Annotated in this window: 16 protein-coding genes and 1 pseudogene; 7 read left to right on the top strand and 10 right to left on the bottom strand. The window is 36.9% G+C overall.

Annotated elements, in window-relative coordinates; genetic code table 11:
• Positions 1-40 precede the first annotated feature (40 nt).
• From RDK80_RS18640 to RDK80_RS18610, 7 genes are all read right to left on the bottom strand, one after another.
• Positions 41-517, bottom strand: coding sequence for a sigma-70 family RNA polymerase sigma factor (locus tag RDK80_RS18640; RefSeq protein ID WP_308525157.1), 477 nt, complete (start codon positions 515-517; stop codon positions 41-43).
• Between the two features lie 247 nt (positions 518-764).
• The gene (locus RDK80_RS18635) at positions 765-1,130 is read right to left on the bottom strand and encodes a hypothetical protein (RefSeq protein ID WP_308525156.1); all 366 of its coding nucleotides are present in this window, start codon (positions 1,128-1,130) and stop codon (positions 765-767) included.
• 494 nt (positions 1,131-1,624) lie between these two features.
• Positions 1,625-1,951 (bottom strand): HepT-like ribonuclease domain-containing protein, encoded by a 327-nt coding sequence (locus RDK80_RS18630; protein WP_308525155.1) that lies wholly within the window; start codon positions 1,949-1,951, stop codon positions 1,625-1,627.
• Positions 1,917-2,249, bottom strand: coding sequence for a nucleotidyltransferase domain-containing protein (locus RDK80_RS18625; RefSeq protein ID WP_308525154.1), 333 nt, complete (start codon positions 2,247-2,249; stop codon positions 1,917-1,919). The genes RDK80_RS18630 and RDK80_RS18625 overlap by 35 nt, the downstream gene beginning before the upstream one ends.
• 93 nt (positions 2,250-2,342) lie before the next feature.
• Positions 2,343-2,870: an NUDIX domain-containing protein gene (locus RDK80_RS18620; RefSeq protein ID WP_308525153.1), complete on the bottom strand. Its 528-nt coding sequence runs from the start codon at positions 2,868-2,870 to the stop codon at positions 2,343-2,345.
• Between the two features lie 364 nt (positions 2,871-3,234).
• Positions 3,235-3,792 carry a hypothetical protein gene (locus tag RDK80_RS18615; RefSeq protein ID WP_308525152.1) on the bottom strand — a complete coding sequence of 186 codons (558 nt, stop codon included), beginning with the start codon at positions 3,790-3,792 and terminating at the stop codon, positions 3,235-3,237.
• Between the two features lie 107 nt (positions 3,793-3,899).
• Positions 3,900-4,034, bottom strand: a complete 135-nt coding sequence (locus tag RDK80_RS18610; protein ID WP_308525151.1) for a hypothetical protein — start codon at positions 4,032-4,034, stop codon at positions 3,900-3,902.
• Positions 4,035-4,136: 102 nt separating this feature from the next.
• Here RDK80_RS18610 and RDK80_RS20165 point away from each other — a divergent pair.
• From RDK80_RS20165 to RDK80_RS18590, 3 genes and pseudogenes are all read left to right on the top strand, one after another.
• Positions 4,137-5,561 (top strand): annotated as a pseudogene (locus RDK80_RS20165) (relaxase/mobilization nuclease domain-containing protein).
• A gap of 367 nt (positions 5,562-5,928) precedes the next feature.
• On the top strand, positions 5,929-9,360 hold the full coding sequence (gene uvrA, locus RDK80_RS18595; protein ID WP_308525148.1) for an excinuclease ABC subunit UvrA: 3,432 nt from the start codon (positions 5,929-5,931) through the stop codon (positions 9,358-9,360).
• Positions 9,361-9,371: 11 nt separating this feature from the next.
• A complete protein-coding gene (locus tag RDK80_RS18590; protein WP_308525147.1) occupies positions 9,372-10,565 on the top strand; it encodes an MFS transporter in 1,194 nt (397 codons plus the stop codon).
• A 33-nt stretch (positions 10,566-10,598) separates the two neighbouring features.
• On the opposite strand, the gene RDK80_RS18585 is transcribed toward RDK80_RS18590, so the two are convergent.
• Positions 10,599-11,423, bottom strand: a complete 825-nt coding sequence (locus tag RDK80_RS18585) for a MerR family transcriptional regulator (protein ID WP_308525146.1) — start codon at positions 11,421-11,423, stop codon at positions 10,599-10,601.
• Between the two features lie 133 nt (positions 11,424-11,556).
• Here RDK80_RS18585 and RDK80_RS18580 point away from each other — a divergent pair, with 133 nt between their 5' ends.
• The 4 genes from RDK80_RS18580 (at position 11,557) to RDK80_RS18565 (ending at position 15,392) form a co-directional block, all read left to right on the top strand.
• Entirely contained in the window at positions 11,557-12,069 is a 513-nt protein-coding gene (locus tag RDK80_RS18580; protein ID WP_308525145.1) for an effector binding domain-containing protein, read from the top strand.
• 491 nt (positions 12,070-12,560) lie between these two features.
• Positions 12,561-12,983, top strand: coding sequence for a sigma-70 family RNA polymerase sigma factor (locus tag RDK80_RS18575; protein WP_308525144.1), 423 nt, complete (start codon positions 12,561-12,563; stop codon positions 12,981-12,983).
• Between the two features lie 556 nt (positions 12,984-13,539).
• Positions 13,540-13,701, top strand: a complete 162-nt coding sequence (locus RDK80_RS18570) for a hypothetical protein (RefSeq protein WP_216562989.1) — start codon at positions 13,540-13,542, stop codon at positions 13,699-13,701.
• A gap of 32 nt (positions 13,702-13,733) precedes the next feature.
• On the top strand, positions 13,734-15,392 hold the full coding sequence (locus tag RDK80_RS18565; protein WP_308525143.1) for a recombinase family protein: 1,659 nt from the start codon (positions 13,734-13,736) through the stop codon (positions 15,390-15,392).
• Here RDK80_RS18565 and rlmD read toward each other — a convergent pair.
• On the bottom strand, positions 15,341-16,681 hold the full coding sequence (gene rlmD, locus RDK80_RS18560) for a 23S rRNA (uracil(1939)-C(5))-methyltransferase RlmD (RefSeq protein ID WP_308525142.1): 1,341 nt from the start codon (positions 16,679-16,681) through the stop codon (positions 15,341-15,343). The two genes, RDK80_RS18565 and rlmD, sit on opposite strands and share 52 nt — an antisense overlap.
• A 194-nt stretch (positions 16,682-16,875) precedes the next feature.
• Complete coding sequence (locus tag RDK80_RS18555) at positions 16,876-17,442, bottom strand: GNAT family N-acetyltransferase (RefSeq protein ID WP_308525141.1); 567 nt, start codon at positions 17,440-17,442, stop codon at positions 16,876-16,878.
• Positions 17,443-17,521: the final 79 nt, after the last annotated feature.

Below are 17,521 nucleotides of genomic sequence, written 5' to 3'. Positions count from 1 at the left end.
TAGAGCAATTCTATGAAGATATTGTACTATTTTTTCATATTTAGTTTACAGAGCCAACAGATTTAAGCTTTTGACGAGCTCGAGTCAGATGACTTCTTACGGTGGCTTCCTTTTGCCCGGTCAGCTCAGAAATGTCCTTAATGGAATAACCCTCATAATAAAACAAATGGATAACTGTGCGGTATTTAGACGGTAAGTTCATGATTTGCTCAAGTAATTCATACTGCTCTGGCTCTGAAGCTGGATAAGAATCAAGAAACAGAGTTCTTCGCTTGTGCCAAGGGGATCTCAGTCGACTATTGCAGAGGTTTACTGTTACCCTTATGAGCCACGCCTTTTCATGCTCTTCTGATTCAAATTCGGGAGCCTTCTCATAAGCACGCAGAAATACCTCTTGCACTATGTCCTCGGCATCAGATATGTTTCCTGTAATAGCGAGTGCAGTGCGATAAATCCTATTTTCATGTTTTGTTACAAATTCTTCAAAGTCCTCCGGCCGATAGGACTTAAATGCCATTTGCTCCACCTCCTTTAACCTATATACGCTTTAGATGACAAAAAGGCTGCAAGTATCTTGAAAAAGTTTATACTCCATCGGATGAGACAGAAGAAAGTGCTTGACCATGTTTAAGAAGTATCGACAAACAATCGTCAGCATGTAGAAAAATAGCAGCCCGAATCCATCTATACGGGAGCAGACTGCCCAGCAAATTGGATTTTGGCTCGCTTCGTATTATACTCATGATTTCATCGAAAAACTGGAATTAACCTCTTTTACTAATTTCATCTATTAATAATGATTTTGAAATATACATTGCTTTTATTATATTCTTAAGGCGAGTGTGATGGGATGTACCCTCCGCGAATTTCAGCTGTGCTTTTTCACATTTGCTGATAACTGAAGATACGGGCCGTAGTGCTCCTATCAATTCTTCTTTTGTGTACTTGTCCATAACATTCTCATCTGTTATTAATAATTTTGAAATATACATTGCTTTTATTCTGTTCTTAAGGAGTGTGTGCTGAGATGTACCTTCCGCAAATTTCAGCTGCATTTTTTCACATTTACTGATAGTTGAAGATACAACCTGTAGCGCTTCTGCCAATTCTTCTCTTGTATATTTATCCATAGCATTTCACCTCAAATTCTTATTTTTACTTTAGGTAGTCCTACAAAATCATTTTCCCACATTTCTAATTACTTAGGTATCATCAGAAAAACCAGACTCATTTCCTTGCCTAAATCCACCCAAAACGCTTTTTCATCTTTAAAATCCACTATGTTATCTATATTTTTGCCTATTTAAAGTAGGTAAAAAGTGGTTTTTCCAGTTTCCATTGTGCTAAGAGCTTGCCTGACTTCATATCCATTAGCTATTAAATAGTCACAAAAATATCCAATAACTTGATCTTCCGTAAGCATACATCTCCTCCCCTTTTAAGTATTTTTTCTTCAAAGTTGCAATATTCTATGACCAAACCTTACTTCTTGCTTTATAAATCACAATGCTGTAACAGCATAACACTCTCTACATGCCTTGAGAGGATAATAATGATGACATAAATAGATAGTATCCCCTTGGTGGAAGGGTATATTTCTTAACTTCAAGAATATAAAAAGAAGCTAATTAATTAGCTTCAACAACTGTTCCTTTAATATTTTTATATCCATATCAATAATTTCCCATATTAGATTTAAATTTACACCTTCATAATCATGGACTATACGATTTCTTAATCCACGTATTTTAAACCAAGGAACCTCATTATATTTTGAAAGATATTCTTTATCAAGTTTATTAACTAATTCACCTATTTGACTTAAATTAAACACACAAGCTTCAACCATCATACTATTATTTCTAAATTCATCACAATCTACATCATTGGTATATTTTAATATAGAGTCGATATAGTTAATTATCTTTTGAATAATCTTTTGATTTTTCATATATAACCATACCCCCATTTTCTATTTCTTGCATTATTAAAGAATCTTGCTCAATATGCGATTTATCAATCAAATCTATATCCATTTCTAAAGTATTAACAAGTATTTCTAGCAATCCAACAAAATCAAGTCCTCTTAACTTTCCATTTGTATCAATGTATAAGTCTACATCACTATTTATTGTGGCGTCGCCTTTTGCATAAGAACCAAATAATATTGCCTTATTTATAGGATACTTCTCAAATATGGGAGCTATTTTTTCCATTATAGTTTCAACGGAAATGAAATTGGAAGTCATAGCCTCAATCCTCCTTCTTATTAACTATACACTATATATTAATTATATCATATTCTATTTATTAATTGAATATATAGCCCCATTAAGCTATTCTTATTTTATTTTTTGGCTTAATGAAACCCCTAAAAGTTCATCTGAATCTGATATATCAATTGGATAGGTTGGATTTATTAAAGCTAAATCAATATGGGTTTTTAACGATAAAGGAAATATGACATCCTCGGTTTGCTTAAGCTCATTTATTGACCACCATTTGTATTCACAAATGACCTTAATTTCATTTTTTGTTAAGTTGTTGATGCTTATTTCAACATCATCAGTCTCAACAATATAATATCTTTCATAATATAAGCTTTGCTTAATATTCCTCAATTCAGCGTGCATTATTCGACTAAAAACACAGTTTTTTACATTAATATTTATTATACCCGTTTCTTCATAAATCTCCCTTTTTATTGCTTCTTCAAAAGTTTCATTTCTTTTAACACCACCACCTGGTAGAACCCAAAAACCATCAATAAACTCCTTCGTAGATTTTGAATATTTGTCAAAATATTTAATAAGCAAAATTTTACCTGTGTTTCTATTAATAACTATTCCCCTCGCTGTAAGTCTCAGCATTGTCCTCCCCCTCCAGATAAAATCATCCTTTTTGATTCCTAATCCCTTAGTGACTTTAGTCTTAATATTTTTTATTATGGTTATCATATCATATTGGTTTTATCAAATGAACTTATATTTCTATTTTCATATCCCTAGAAGAATAAACTTTACTTTAGCATATACCACATATTTTAATGGAAATGTTCCCTAGAACAGAAAGGACATTGAATGTCATCTATACATTCAATGCCTTTAACCTCTATAACCATTGACACATCTGGGTTTTATGCCTTTACAAGCTTAACCACAACTTCACAATGCCTTGAGGAGATAAAAAAGATGCCATTTGAAGCTGGTACCCCCTTGGTGTCATATTATTTTGCTAAAAAGCATTGATCTCTGGACATTCCAGTAATTCCTTTAAAATAGTTTTTCGTTTCCCAAGCTCCCGTTCCATTGTATCTGAAATAATGCAATTTTTATCTTTAAGATATATTTCTTGTAAGTTTTGATATTGAGTGCCACAATAGTAGCATTTTACTGCATCGTTTTGAGTTTGAATTAAAAAAGTTTCAGCACATTTAGGACATGGAATACTTATGTTTTTGTTTGCTGAATATGAAAAGGACACTTTAGATAGATTTTGGCTGCAAATATCATCCGAAATATCTTTTTTTCTTTTTATGTAAGCCTCTTTGTCCTCGTGAAATGTTGTAATTTGTTCAGGAGCTATTATGGATTCGAAGTTTTCAAAGCGTTCATTTAGTGCATGATAAACCAAATGTTCAATAGCAGAAAAAGCAGATATTATCGTCGCAATAAGAACCTCAGCTTCTTCATTTACTTCGTAATGTTGAATTTTATTTCTTGTATCAGCAAGATTTACTAAAGCACCATGGTATTTCAATAAGTCAATGTCGCAAATATTACGAACACGCATTAAAGCCACCCTAAGTCCTATTGTTTTAGTGCCTTTTCCATTTTTATAATCGTCTATTTGCTCATATATTAAAGTTTTGTGTTCTCGTACTAAAATTTCTTTTAAAATTAATTCGCACTATGATATAACATGATAACGCAAAATTTATAGCACCTTTCATCTACATAGGTTTTTCCATTCACATAGTAATCAATAGCTTCGGACAGTGAGTCCATTGCATTTTCCAATAAATTCAATCGCATTGTATCCCTCTCTATCTAAGTCAAAAAGTTAATTTTTTAATTTAAGTATACTCCCCAAAACCATTTATTTCAATTGAGAGTTTAATGACAGGAGGTGTTATTATCGCTACCACAAGGCTCATTTCCATGCACCAAAACAAAGGAAAAACCATTGCAGCTTGCCTTGCTGACCGCACCGATTATGTGAAAAATCCCGACAAAACAAATGACGACGAACTGTTATCCTCTTATCAGTGTGACCCTCGAACAGTACAAGGTGAGTTTATGCTCTCTAAGCGGCAATATGATGATATTACAGGCAGAAAACAAGCAAGCAATGTCATTGCTTATCAGATAAGGCAAGCCTTTAAGCCGGGGGGAATAACACCCGAGCTTGCAAATAAAATCGGCTATGAATTGGGCATGAGCTTCACCAAAGGCAACCACGCTTTTATCGTTGCCACCCATATAGACAAAGCCCATATCCATAATCACATTATCTTTAATTCCACCTCTCTTGACTGTACAAAAAAGTTTCGAGATTTTCTTGGCAGTGGTCGGGCGATTGCCAAAATATCTGACCGCATTTGTCTTGAAAATGGACTGTCCATTATTGAAAATCCCAAACGCTCTAAGGAGCATTACGGCAAATGGCTTGGTGATAATAAGCCCCTTTCTCACTCCGATAAATTAAGGCAGACCATAGATGAAGCGCTTGTCCAAAAGCCGAAAACCTTTGATGAGTTTTTACAGTTCATGCAAAGTGCAGGCTATGAAATAAAAAGCGGTAAGCATTACGCTTTTAAGAGTGCAGAGTAGAAGAAATTTATCCGCTTGCGTTCTCTGGGTGCGGGATATTCAGAAGATGAAATCAAGGAAATCATTAATGACAAAGTTCCAAAAAGAGAGGTTAAAAAGTCCACTGCTAAACAACCGAAAAGGCAAGAAAAATCGGTCAATCTCCTTGTGGATATACAGGCAAAATTACAACAAGGCAAGGGCAAAGACTACGAGCAGTGGGCAAAGATTTTCAACCTAAAACAGATGGCTCAGACCGTCAATTTCTTGCAGAAACACAAGCTCCTTGCCTATGCTGATTTAGAGGAAAAAGCAAAGAAATGCACCGCTACTTTTGATGAACTGAACACGCAAATTAAGACCGCCGAAAAGCGTATGGCAGAGATACAAGTGCTGAAAAAACACATCATCAACTATGCCAAAACCAAAGCTATTTACACCAATTACCGCAAGGCAAGCTATTCCAAAAAGTTTTACGAGGAACACCGTGCCGAGCTTACTTTGCATAAGGCTGCAAAGACAGCTTTTGAGGAACTTGGTGTAAAAAAGCTCCCCACAATTAAAGCACTGCAAGCCGAATGTGATGAGCTGTTTTCCGAGAAAAATAAGGCTTACAGCAAGTACCATATTGCACGAAAAGAAATGCAGGATATTCTGACTGCAAAGGCAAATATCGACCGACTTTTGGGACTGGAACAGGAACAAAAGGCAAAAGAAAAATCACAGGAACAGCGGTCAGCTGAACTGTGATTTTATCAGCTCCCAAAGGGAGCGTAGCACGATGATTTATCATCGTTTGAGTGGGGATTGGGGATACTCCCCAACAAGCAAAAGCATAAGGTGGTCACCCTTATGCCCTGCTTGCCACTTTTGTTCGTAAACAATATAAAAGAAAAAGGACACTGAATCTTTCATATTCTCTTCTGATTTAACATTCTATAACATCAACGACGTATCAATTGAAATAATTAAGCCTTTGCTATGCATTTTATCAAATTAAATGTCAGTATATTTACACTACTTGGACTTACTTATGCTGTTTTCTTAAACAGATAAAAAACCACTTGACTCTGACACCATGTCAAGGCTTAAGGTTGGTTTAAAAGGAGGAATATATATGGATTTTAAGATTTATTCGAGACAAACCATTATAACCAATCCTCGGCAGTTCATAGACCAATACGAGGATTTACCAGCATCTCCAAAAGAATTGCTGAAAATAGTGCAGGGATTAATCATTCATGGTGACCAAGGGAAGTTGTATAACACTACTTTTAGCAAAAGACAGATAGATGAAGAATTGTTACGCACTGTACCACAAATGTTAGAAAAATTATTACAAATCGACCAAAGCTCCCTGTCAAAAAAAAGACCGGCAAACTTGCGTCTAATTGGGATGTGTAGAGACTACTCTCTGCTCTTCCTATCTTTTCTACGGTATAAAGGTATTCCTGCCAGACTGCGTATTGGTTTTGCTAATTACTTTGAAAGTGAACTAATGTATGAGGATCACTGGCTTATTGAATATTACGACAGAGAAAAACAACATTGGGTGCGTGTAGACGCACAGCTTGATGACATTCAGAAAGCTCATTTTGGAGTGACTTTTGACACGGAAAATATGCCGTCAAATGTAGGATATCTGCTTGGAGGGCAAGCGTGGACGCTATGCCGTTTGGGAGAGCGCCAACCTGAAGATTTTGGCTACAATAAAAACTGGAAGGGTTGGCATTCCATCAAAGGAAATCTATTGCATGATTTCAACAGTCTACTTGGTATGGAACTTTTACCTTGGGATTTGTGGACGGAGCTTAGTACGAAAAAATATAATAATCTCAGCCGACAGGAAAAGGACCTTTTGGATGAGATGGCTATGCTTACCACAAATCCTAACATTACAGAAGAAGAACTCTTAGCATTTCAAAAGCGCTTACCTGCGGAGTACATGGAGGCTATCCATTCAAAACTTAAACTGTTGGGTATTGATGGACAATGCGAAACATTGAGTCCGGATATGCTGGAGAAAAAGTTTTCTATAATTCCATCAGCAAAAAAACGAACTGTGGTTACTCCCGTTAAAGATAATAACCATCAATTGGTTTTAAAAGGTTGTCGTCAAAACAACTTAAAAAATGTAAATGTGACCATTCCAAAAGAAAAGCTAACGGTTATTACAGGTGTAAGTGGAAGCGGAAAATCTTCTCTTGCTTTTGACACAATTTATGCAGAGGGAAAACGTCGATATCTTGATAATATGTCCAATGCTGCCAAAATGCAGGAACAGATAGAAAAACCAGATTTTGATACGATACAAGGGCTCACTCCTACCATTGCTATTGAGCAGAAAAAAGGAAGTCAAAACCCACGTTCTACCGTTGGAACGCTGACAGGTATTTTGGATCATCTGCGAATGCTATACGTTGCAATCGGAATACCCCACTGCCCTTATTGCGGAGTGCCTGTTCAAAAAGAAAGCAAAAATAAAAATCGTTGCCCTGTTTGCGGCAGCCTGTTTCAAGGTCTAACAACATCGACGTTTAATGCCAACGCTCATGTAGGGGCATGCCATACCTGCAATGGGCTTGGAATTTTATATGAGGTTAACCCGGATACTATTGTGGTGAACGGCAACCTATCTGTGTTGGATGGAGCTACTTCCTACTTTGGAAAGTTGCGTGGTAAAAAACCAACTGGGAACTGGATGATTGGAGAATTATATGCAATAGCAGCCGATATGAATGTGGATTTAGATTTACCTTGGGATAAATTACCGAATGAATTTAGACAAGCAGTTCTTTACGGCACAGGGGATAAAATTTACAGCTTTAAATATAATTCTGGAGGACGTGATACAGAAATCAATCGCCCCGCAGCTGGAGCAGTAAGCCATATACAGCGATTATTCCGAGAATCCAAGTCAAATGATAATCCACAAAAAGAATATATGCATGAGATTCCCTGCCCCACCTGTCACGGAGAATTGTTGTGTTGTGAAGCCCGATATACAACAATTATGGGATACCGTTTGCCTGAGCTGACAAAGATGCCCATTGACAAGCTTTGGGATTGGGTATGTAGCTTGCAAGAATTGCTTTCAGAAAATCAGAAAAGCAAAGCCGAAGAAGTCCTGCTCGAAATTCAAAATCGAATTGTAAATCTTTTGCAAGTTGGTTTGCCATATTTAACTTTGAGTCGAACCGCTCCAACCCTTTCAGGTGGTGAATTACAGCGTGTACGGTTGTCTAGCCAGCTTGGCAGTGAACTAATTGGTCTTACCTATATCCTTGACGAGCCCTCCATCGGGTTGCACCCACGAGATCATCATCTGATGATTGACACTATCAAGCATTTACGAGATAAGGGAAATACTGTTATCGTTGTAGAGCATGATAAAGAGACAATGCTAAATGCTGATTATATCGTTGATGTCGGCCCTGGTGCAGGAACTTTTGGCGGTGAAATTGTGGCGGCAGGAACTGTGGATGAAATTATGAAAAATACATTGTCTGCTACCGGACGTTTTCTTAGCAATAGCAAAATATGTGAGCCAGAAAACACAATAAATCCTCACAAGTGGATGACTTTAAACGGATGTACTGGCAACAATCTCAAAAATATCAACGTCCGTTTTCCACTTCATTCAATGTGCTGTATTACTGGAGTAAGCGGTTCCGGGAAAAGCTCACTCATTTTTGGTGCCTTGATACCAGCACTAAACAAGGCAATTAACTATCAAAGGTGTGTCGATTCCAGCTACCTCTCCTTTGAGGGATATGAGGATATTGATGGGTTTGTCCAGATGGATCAAAGTCCAGTTGGAAAGTCCTCACGCTCAACCCCTGCAACCTATATTGGCGTTTTTGACACTATCCGTAGCCAGTTTGCAAAACAACCCAGAGCTTATGATCTTGGCCTTAATGAAAGCCATTTCAGCTTCAACTCAAAGGATGGTGGATGCCCTGTGTGTGAAGGTCAAGGGCAAATTAAAGTCGCTTTTCAGTATATGGCAGATACTTACGTTACTTGCCCAGAATGTAAGGGCAGTCGCTATCAGGAGGGTGTTCTGGAGGTTCTGTACAAAGGGAAAAGTATTGCCGATGTCTTGCATATGGATGTATCCGAAGCAATATTTCTTTTTGAAGATGTTACAGAGATTGTACAAAAGCTGTCCCTGATGGATGAAGTGGGACTGCCTTACCTAAAACTAGGGCAAAGCACTGCTACTCTCAGCGGAGGTGAAGCACAAAGACTGAAACTTGCCAAAGAACTAAGCGGAAAGCAGAAAAAGCATATGGTCTATATATTAGATGAACCAACAACTGGGCTACACTTTCAGGATATTGAAAAGCTGCTGCTGATTTTCCGTAAATTGGTTGACGTAGGTCATTCGCTATACATTATTGAACACAACACCGAAATTATCACAGCCTCTGATTGGGTTATTGATATTGGACCGGAGGGCGGAATCGCCGGAGGGCAGATTGTAGCCGAGGGAAGTCCGGAGGAGATTAAAAGAAATTCTGCAAGCGTTACTGGCAGATATCTGTGAGGAGGAAACGAATGAGAATGTTGAAGAAAGAAACGTGGCAGTATAAACTTACGGCATATATTGTGAGCCAAGGAATATCCCTGCTTGGTTCATCCGTCGTATCGTTAGCAATTATCTGGTATGTTACTTTAGGAACTGGTTCTGGCAGTTTGGTTGCAGGTGTTACCATTACAACTTTTCTGCCACAAGCTTTGGTAACGCTATACGGTGGTATACTCGCCGACCGTTATCCACCTAAGCGTATTGTGATTTTAAGCGACTCAATGATAGCACTTTCTACCTTAATACTGGCAATTTTCTTTTTTAGCGGTATAGATAATGTAGGCTGGGTGTTCTTCTTTAATGCTTTACGTTCTTTTGGAACAGGCATACAACTTCCTGCTTCAAAGAGTATATTGCCACAGATTGTTCCAAAGGAACAATTGATGAGAGCAAACAGTATCAATACCGGTGTGTGGAGTGTCATTCAATTGGTATCGCCGGGGCTTGGCGGTCTTGTTATGAGTCTTATGGATATGGAGTATGTATTTCTAATTGATGTTTTAACTGCCGTAATCAGTATTATTATTTTAGCAACTATTATTATGCCATCGTGTGAAATACTGCAAAGAAATGAAAATACGCGGGAGGAGCTAGTGCAAGGTTTTCGTTACATCATGAATTCTAGGGCATTACGCAGTGCAATTCTATTATATACCGTGTTTCAGTTTCTGGTCGTTCCGGCTTCACAGCTTACGCCACTGTTAGCATCTAAAAATGTGGGCGGTGAAGTTTGGATACTCAGCGTAATAGAAACAGCGTTTTCAATCGGCGCACTGTCAGTCAGTCTTTTTATGGCATATAGAGAGCTAAAAATTCCTCACTTCAAACTCATTGGGCTGTCATCTATCGTTTTTGGAATGACGATGCTCCTGTTGCTGCCCGCACGTGGTATTCTACTGTTTGCCGCAATGATGTTCCTAATGGGAATTGGCAGTCCTCTATATTACACACCGCTAATCACTCACATACAAGAGAATACCGAGGAATCCTATATGGGTCGCACCTTTTCCTATGTAGATTTATTGTCCTCACTGTCAACACCACTTGGCATGATGGTATTCGGCCCTTTAGCAAATATCAGTATCCTTCTACCTTTTGTAATTCCTGGTATTGCACTAATCCTATTGGGCATTTGGGTTCAAAAGAAAATGCAAGAAAAATAGGGCTTGCCCTAAGGGGCAGCCCATCTTTTCAAATCATACTTCAATTAGCGGGATTTGTATCTCTGTTAGGTATTCTTCTGGGTTATCTGTATCCTCATGGTCAATAATTGTGACCTGACGAGACGGACTTCCCATAGTATATGGGTGGTTTTTGTCAAGCCAATTTGCAAAAGAATAGTAAGCGCCTGCAATATTTTCATATGGACCATAAACCATCATGCAAGCCATTTTATCAATATTTTCAAGCATACGATAGGTAAAAGCCCCTTTGTTCTTGCCTAACCGCTTTACAATAAGACATATTTCAATATCAACACCAGAGTCCAGGTGTTCATCGTCGTGATAAATTGCAACATTGTTTTGACTGCTTCTATCAAACTCAATATGCTCATGATGAACAAAATCCATAAGTTCGCTCCAAAGTGTTCCCTCATCAAAGTGGTTACTCACCTTACGTCGAAGAGATATAACTGGGTACGAGGGTATAGATTTTATTGTTACATTATAATATTGGTCAAATTTATCTGCTGCAATATGTACGATAGCAGAACGAATCTGCTCAATACGCCTTTGCTCTATTTTAATAATTTCTTCAATATCCCTAATTTTGTCATGAAGGCTTTGTGTTAGATATGAATTATTCCAATTTTGCAACAACTGCGTAGTTTCAGCTACTCCAAAATTAAGGTCTCGCAACAGTACAATTTTTTGCAGTTCCGGCACCTGATCCGCAGAGTACATCCGATAGCCAGTAACCGGGTCTATATAAGATGGTTTAAGCAGTCCTTGATTATCATAATAGCGCAGCATTCTTGCAGAAACGTGCGTCAGTTTTGAAAAATCACCTATTTTTAGCATTTGTTCACCCCTTTCGTTATTAGTATACGATTTGTTTTTTTATACTTCAAGTCACAAAATGTAAAATATAAGTCTTGACATTGACACGGTGTCAGGGCTTAAAGATGAATTATAAGATAAAAGGAGAATCGCCATGATTAATACACAAGATATTAGATTTGTACAAATCCCTGCAATGTCTGTTGCTTCAATTCAATGTATTAGTACGTCACCAGAAAAAGACAGTTTGAAAGCAATAATAGATTTTATGGGAGATATAAAACTAGACAACGAGATTTCGTTTATGCGACACTTTGGTTATGTTCCACAGTTTGATAAGTGCGGCAATGCGGATATAGATATTTTTGAGAGGCTAATAACAGTCCCAGAAAATATAGAAATTGCAGAACCATTTGTAAAAAAGATTTTTCCTGGTGGGTTATATGCCGCCTATACAGTTCCGATAGGATTTTTTGATAGAGTATCAAAACTAAAAGATATAGTTTGTGCAATGCCAAACTATGAACTCGCTGACAATGAGCAATTTGATGTTATTGAGGAATATTTAAGCCCTTGGAAATTTCCATTAAATAATATAAATCAATTTTTCACGGATACCCAAATAGACATTCTTATTAAAGTGCAAAAACTTAATAGCATTAATTAACGAGAAAATATTTGAAGATAAAAAGATGCAAAGTCAATAATCTGTGCTTAATAGATATTGTTCCTCTAGCTTTAACTGCCAAAAAATATTACATTTAACACTGTATTTACCAATAACAAAAATAGAAATTAATAACAGATTTAAACCAATAATAAAAACCGCCGTTTCCTTTCCCAAAAGTAATATATGGTGGATGTATTAAAGTCGCCCCTTTTTAGGTATACAGCGGTATCTTAGGAGGCGTCGCTGTGTTTGATTTTATACAAACTTTATTATCATATTACCATCCGTTAAAAAAGGCCTATCTCCATTTATAGAATTTTCTGGCTATATAGCTGAACTTACACATCATCTAATTGAATGTGAATATTGCTATGCCCGATTGAGTTTTTCTCAGTCGGGCATTTTTTCGTTTATAGAGCCTCATTGCCGTTCTCCACCACCGTCCTTTCAATTTTAGCTACCCACAAAAATTGAAAGGATGGTAAACCATGAAAACAATAAATTTAAAAAACTATTACCCATATTACACCAGAGATACATTTTTAGAAGTACCTGATGAAGTGGCAATAATCTTTGAGAACTTTGCTAAGGCAGAGGTTGCCTACGAAAGAAAGAAATACCGCTATAATGCCCATTACTCACTTGACCGTGGTGATGGGATTGAACATGAAATCTTGTTTGTTTCGCTCTCTCCTTATGAGATTTACGAGCGTAAGCTCACAAGTCAACAGCTTCACGCTGCTATTGCCTCTCTGCCGGACAAGCAGGCAAAGCGGATCTGCACTCACTTCTTTATTGGTATGAGCAAGACAGCCATTGCAAATGCTGAAGGAGTAAGTGAAAAAGCCATTAGGATTTCTATTGAACGAGGATTACATAGCATTGAAAAATATCTGAAAAAATATTTGTAATCACGTTCCGAATACCGCTTGTTTTTGTTACGGTATATAGAGGAGTGCTTATCTCCTACTGTACCTTGACAATTTCATATACGATATTTTGAGTACATTACTTATGTGAGCCGAAAGGCAAAGCGACTTAACAGACATCGCCAAGACAGCAGTATAGGGAGGTGAGTTTAATACTGCCCGAGCGACAAAATGGACTATTAGACCGAGTTTAGCACACTCGTCCGCAATGACCCACATAAGGGATAATGATACTTCGTAACGTTTCGCCCTCAATACGATTAAAACGGAGGGAGTTCCTGCGGTATGCGTGGCTTTTGAAAGGACAAGCTACGGTACTGTGGGACTATGATGGCTGTGCCAACAGCAACTCAAAATATCCCCTTTGTCGGGGTGCGTGGCAAATACGGCAAACAGGTGAATTTTATCGCACCGCATTTTTATTCAATGTAAATTTGCGGTGCGTTTATTATGCTATTTCTAATATGATGACAAACTTTTCATAAATAACAAAATTGCTTATACTTTATGTAAGCAATTCACTTGGAGGTGATTGCAAATGGAAAATATCGAAAAAGTATCGCAAAACACAGAGAAAACTACTCAGCCTAATGAAATGTATGCTAAAACTAAAGCATATCAAGATTTCATAAATGTGCTTTCACAGATTATTGAAAAGCACGGTTCAGAAGTTTTAAATGAGTTAAATCATGCTAAATGATGATGTTTTGCAATAATATTGGAGGTATGACTATGAATAGGAGTGGAAAAAAATGTGTACTTTATCCTCGTGTAAGTACCGAAATGCAGGTTGACGGCTTCAGCTTAGATGGTCAAAAAAACAGCCTAACTCGTTTTGCAGATAGAGAAGAAATGGAAATTATTGACATTTATGAAGATGCAGGTAAATCTGGCAAATCCATTGAGGGCAGACCTGCCTTTAAGCAGATGCTCAATGATATTGAATATGGCTTAGGCATTGATTATGTTTTAGTTTACAAGCTCTCTCGCTTTGGACGAAATGCCGCCGACATTCTTAATTCTTTGGAGCATATTCAATCCTTTGGTGTGAATTTGATTTGCATTGAGGAGGGAATTGACTCATCACAGACAAGCGGAAAGCTCTTAATCTCTGTACTGTCTGCTGTTGCTGAAATAGAGCGTGAAAACATCATTGAGCAGACTATGAACGGACGAAAGGAAAAAGCCCGTCAAGGCGGTTGGAATGGTGGCTTTGCTCCCTATGGCTACTATCCTAAAGATAAGCAGCTTTTTATCCAAGAAGATGAAGCTGAAGCGGTACGCATTATCTTTGATAAATATGTACATGGGAATATGGGATTTTATAAAATCGCCAACTATCTTAATTTACAAGGTATTCAAAAGGTTAAACGGGATAACGGTACACTAACCCAATGGAGTACCCATTTTATCAGAATGATAATCGACAATCCTGTATACTATGGAAAAATTGCTTTCGGTAGACGCACAAGAGAAAAGGTCAAAGGCACTAAGAATGAATATCGCCAAGTCCACCAAGATGACTACATTCTCGCAGACGGTCAGCACGATGCTATCATCAGTGAGGAACTATGGACACAGGCACATGAAAAACGAGAAATAACAGGTGTAAAATCTCCCTCTAAAATTGGTCGAGATAGGGCACATTTGCTAAGTGGCATCTTAAAATGCCCTAAATGCGGCGGACCGATGTACACCAATAAACACGCATGGACAAACAAGGACGGTACATATAAAGAGATTTACTATTATGTGTGCAGCAAGGCTCGCACCGCAAGAGGAAAAAGCTGTGACTACAAAGCAATGCTTAAAAAAACTGACATTGAGCCGCTTGTCATTGAAGCAATCCGAGAGCTTATTAAGAATGAGGATTTTGCAACTGAAATAAAATCAAAAATAGGAAAACAGATTGACACCTCTACTCTTGACAGAGAGCTGAAAAATTACGAGAGTAAGCTTAGAGAAGTAGACCTTAATAAAACCCGTCTTGAAAATGAAATTGACAGCTTGCCGGAGGATACCCGTTTCAGAGAACGCAAGCTCCACGATATGACACTCCGGCTTGACGGACTATATGACATCATCGTAGAGCTTGAAGAAAAAATTGAGGACGTAAAGCTACGCCGCAAGGCTGTGGAGCAAGATGCTATTACCTTGGAGAACATCTACACTCTGTTGGCAAACTTCGATAAGGTATATGACAAAATCAACGATGAAGAGAAAAAATCTCTAATTTCTTCGCTAATCAAAGAAATAGAGATTTTCCCATGTGATGAATCAGAGCTACCTCTGAAGTCCATTTTATTCAATTTTCCGGTTTATAAGGACGGTGGAGATGTTTACGAATTTTTGTGGGACAAAAGTACGCACGTCTCAACGTGCGCCGTCTGAGGAAACATATCCACTGGCTGTATCTCCATTACTTTATATCCATTCTTCACTAGATACCTTAAATCCCTTTCTTGGGTCACTGGGTTACATGATATATATACTACCTTTGCTGGTGATAATTTAACTAAGGATGATAGGAATTTCTCATCGCTACCTGATCTAGGCGGATCCATTATTACTAGGTCTATGTTTTTATTTTCATTTGCTAGTTTCACCATGAAGTCTCCTGCATCATCATTATAAAAATATGCATTCTTAATATTATTCTGTTTTGCATTTTTGATTGCATCCTTTATTGCATCCTTATTTACTTCTACTCCTATTACATTTTTAACTTTTCTACTAACTATTAATGCTATGGTTCCAATTCCACAATATGCATCTATAACTGTTTCATTACCTTTCAACTTTGCCATCTCTATTGCCTTATTATATAATACTTCTGTTTGAATAGGATTTACTTGATAAAATGACTTTGCTGAAATCTGAAACTTTACCCCACATAGGATATCTTCTATATAACCTTTTCCATATAAAACTATTTCTTCATTACCAAGAACTACAGATGTTTTTCGATTATTTATATTCATTATTATAGTAGATATCTCTGGATGTTTTTTTATTAAAGCTTTTATGTAATTATTTTTCCCCGGAAATATCTTTGATGCTACTACTAGCACTACCATAACTTGACCTGTAGAAAAACCGCGTTTAATAAGCACATGTCTTAGAAAACCTTCCTTTGTATCCTCATCATAAGGTTTCATCTTGAAAGATTTCATAAAGCCTTTGATGGTTTCTATGATTTCATCTGCTTTGCTATCTTGGATTATACATCTATCTATATTTATTACATCGTGAGTATTTTCTTGATAAAATCCAGATATAATCTGTCCTTTTTTATCATGGGAAAATGTTGAATGAATCTTATTTCTATAATAATAGGGTTCTTCCATAGTTAATATCTCATTTACTTTACAGAAAGATCCTAATAAATCCTCAACTTTACTTTGCTTAAACTTACTTTGCCCCTCATATGACATCTGTTGAATTTGACAGCCTCCACATTTATTAAAATAAGGACATGAAGGCTTTACTCTATATTTAGATTCTTCTTCCATCTCTATTAACTTAACAGTTTCCACGTTTTTGTTTTTGACTACTTCAATTATTGCTGTTTCATCTTCTAGTAGATTTGCTATATGAAATTCTTTCCCTTTTAATTTTACTATTCCTTTACCCTCTTCATCTATACCTATACATTTTACTTTTAATCGTTCTTTATTCATTCCTTCACCTTTTATCCTTATTTAGAGTGCCAATATAAAAAACTATATTATATTCATTATATATAATCCTAAACTTTTATCGTAACACCATATTTTAAACTATAACACAAATTATGATTTCTAATATTATTCTATCCCCTCTAAGGGGAGGAATGCATTATAACCATCATAAAATAGAAAGCCTTAATATTCTATCATAATTCCAACCACATTATACTTAAACTGTCATGTCTCTCTATTTCCTCAAAACCTTGTTCCTTATACATGGCAAATGTCCCTCTATAGGCCTTTTCTGGCGCTTCCTTAATCTCTATTGGAAGTGCTATAACTGCATCAAAGCCTTGTGCTTTGAAATCCTCAATTGCCTTCTTAAGTACAAGTCTAGCAATACCTCTTCCTCTATATCCAGGATGAATTACAAAACAAATTATGCACCCAACTTTTTTCTCCTTTATTATATGATTAATATCATCTTCTAGCCTCTTAAACTCACGTACATCATTTGCATTACACCAGCCGATACATTTGTCTCCATCAAAAACTAGGTAACCTTTCATATTTCCAAGCTTTATTTGCTCTATTGCTTCTGTACGATTCTTTTCTCCCGTTCTATTCTGCCATTGTTCAAATGAGCAGTTTGTATGATAGTATCTGCAAAAACAAGTAGACCAATGGGGAGCATGGGCAAAATCCAAATTTCCAAGATATTCAACAAAGGTTTCTGCTAACTCTGAACTGAGTGATTTTACTTCGTAATTCATATTTCTCCTCCTTTTTTAAATATCCGTTTTGTAAACTTAAATGAAAATTGAGGACTCCAACCTCTGTATGGTACAATGT

Origin of the sequence: uncultured Tissierella sp., from assembly GCF_902479755.1 — a bacterium.
In the GTDB taxonomy this organism is placed as follows: Bacteria; Bacillota; Clostridia; order Tissierellales; family Tissierellaceae; genus Tissierella; species Tissierella carlieri.
This window is presented reverse-complemented; position numbering and strand designations above follow the sequence as displayed.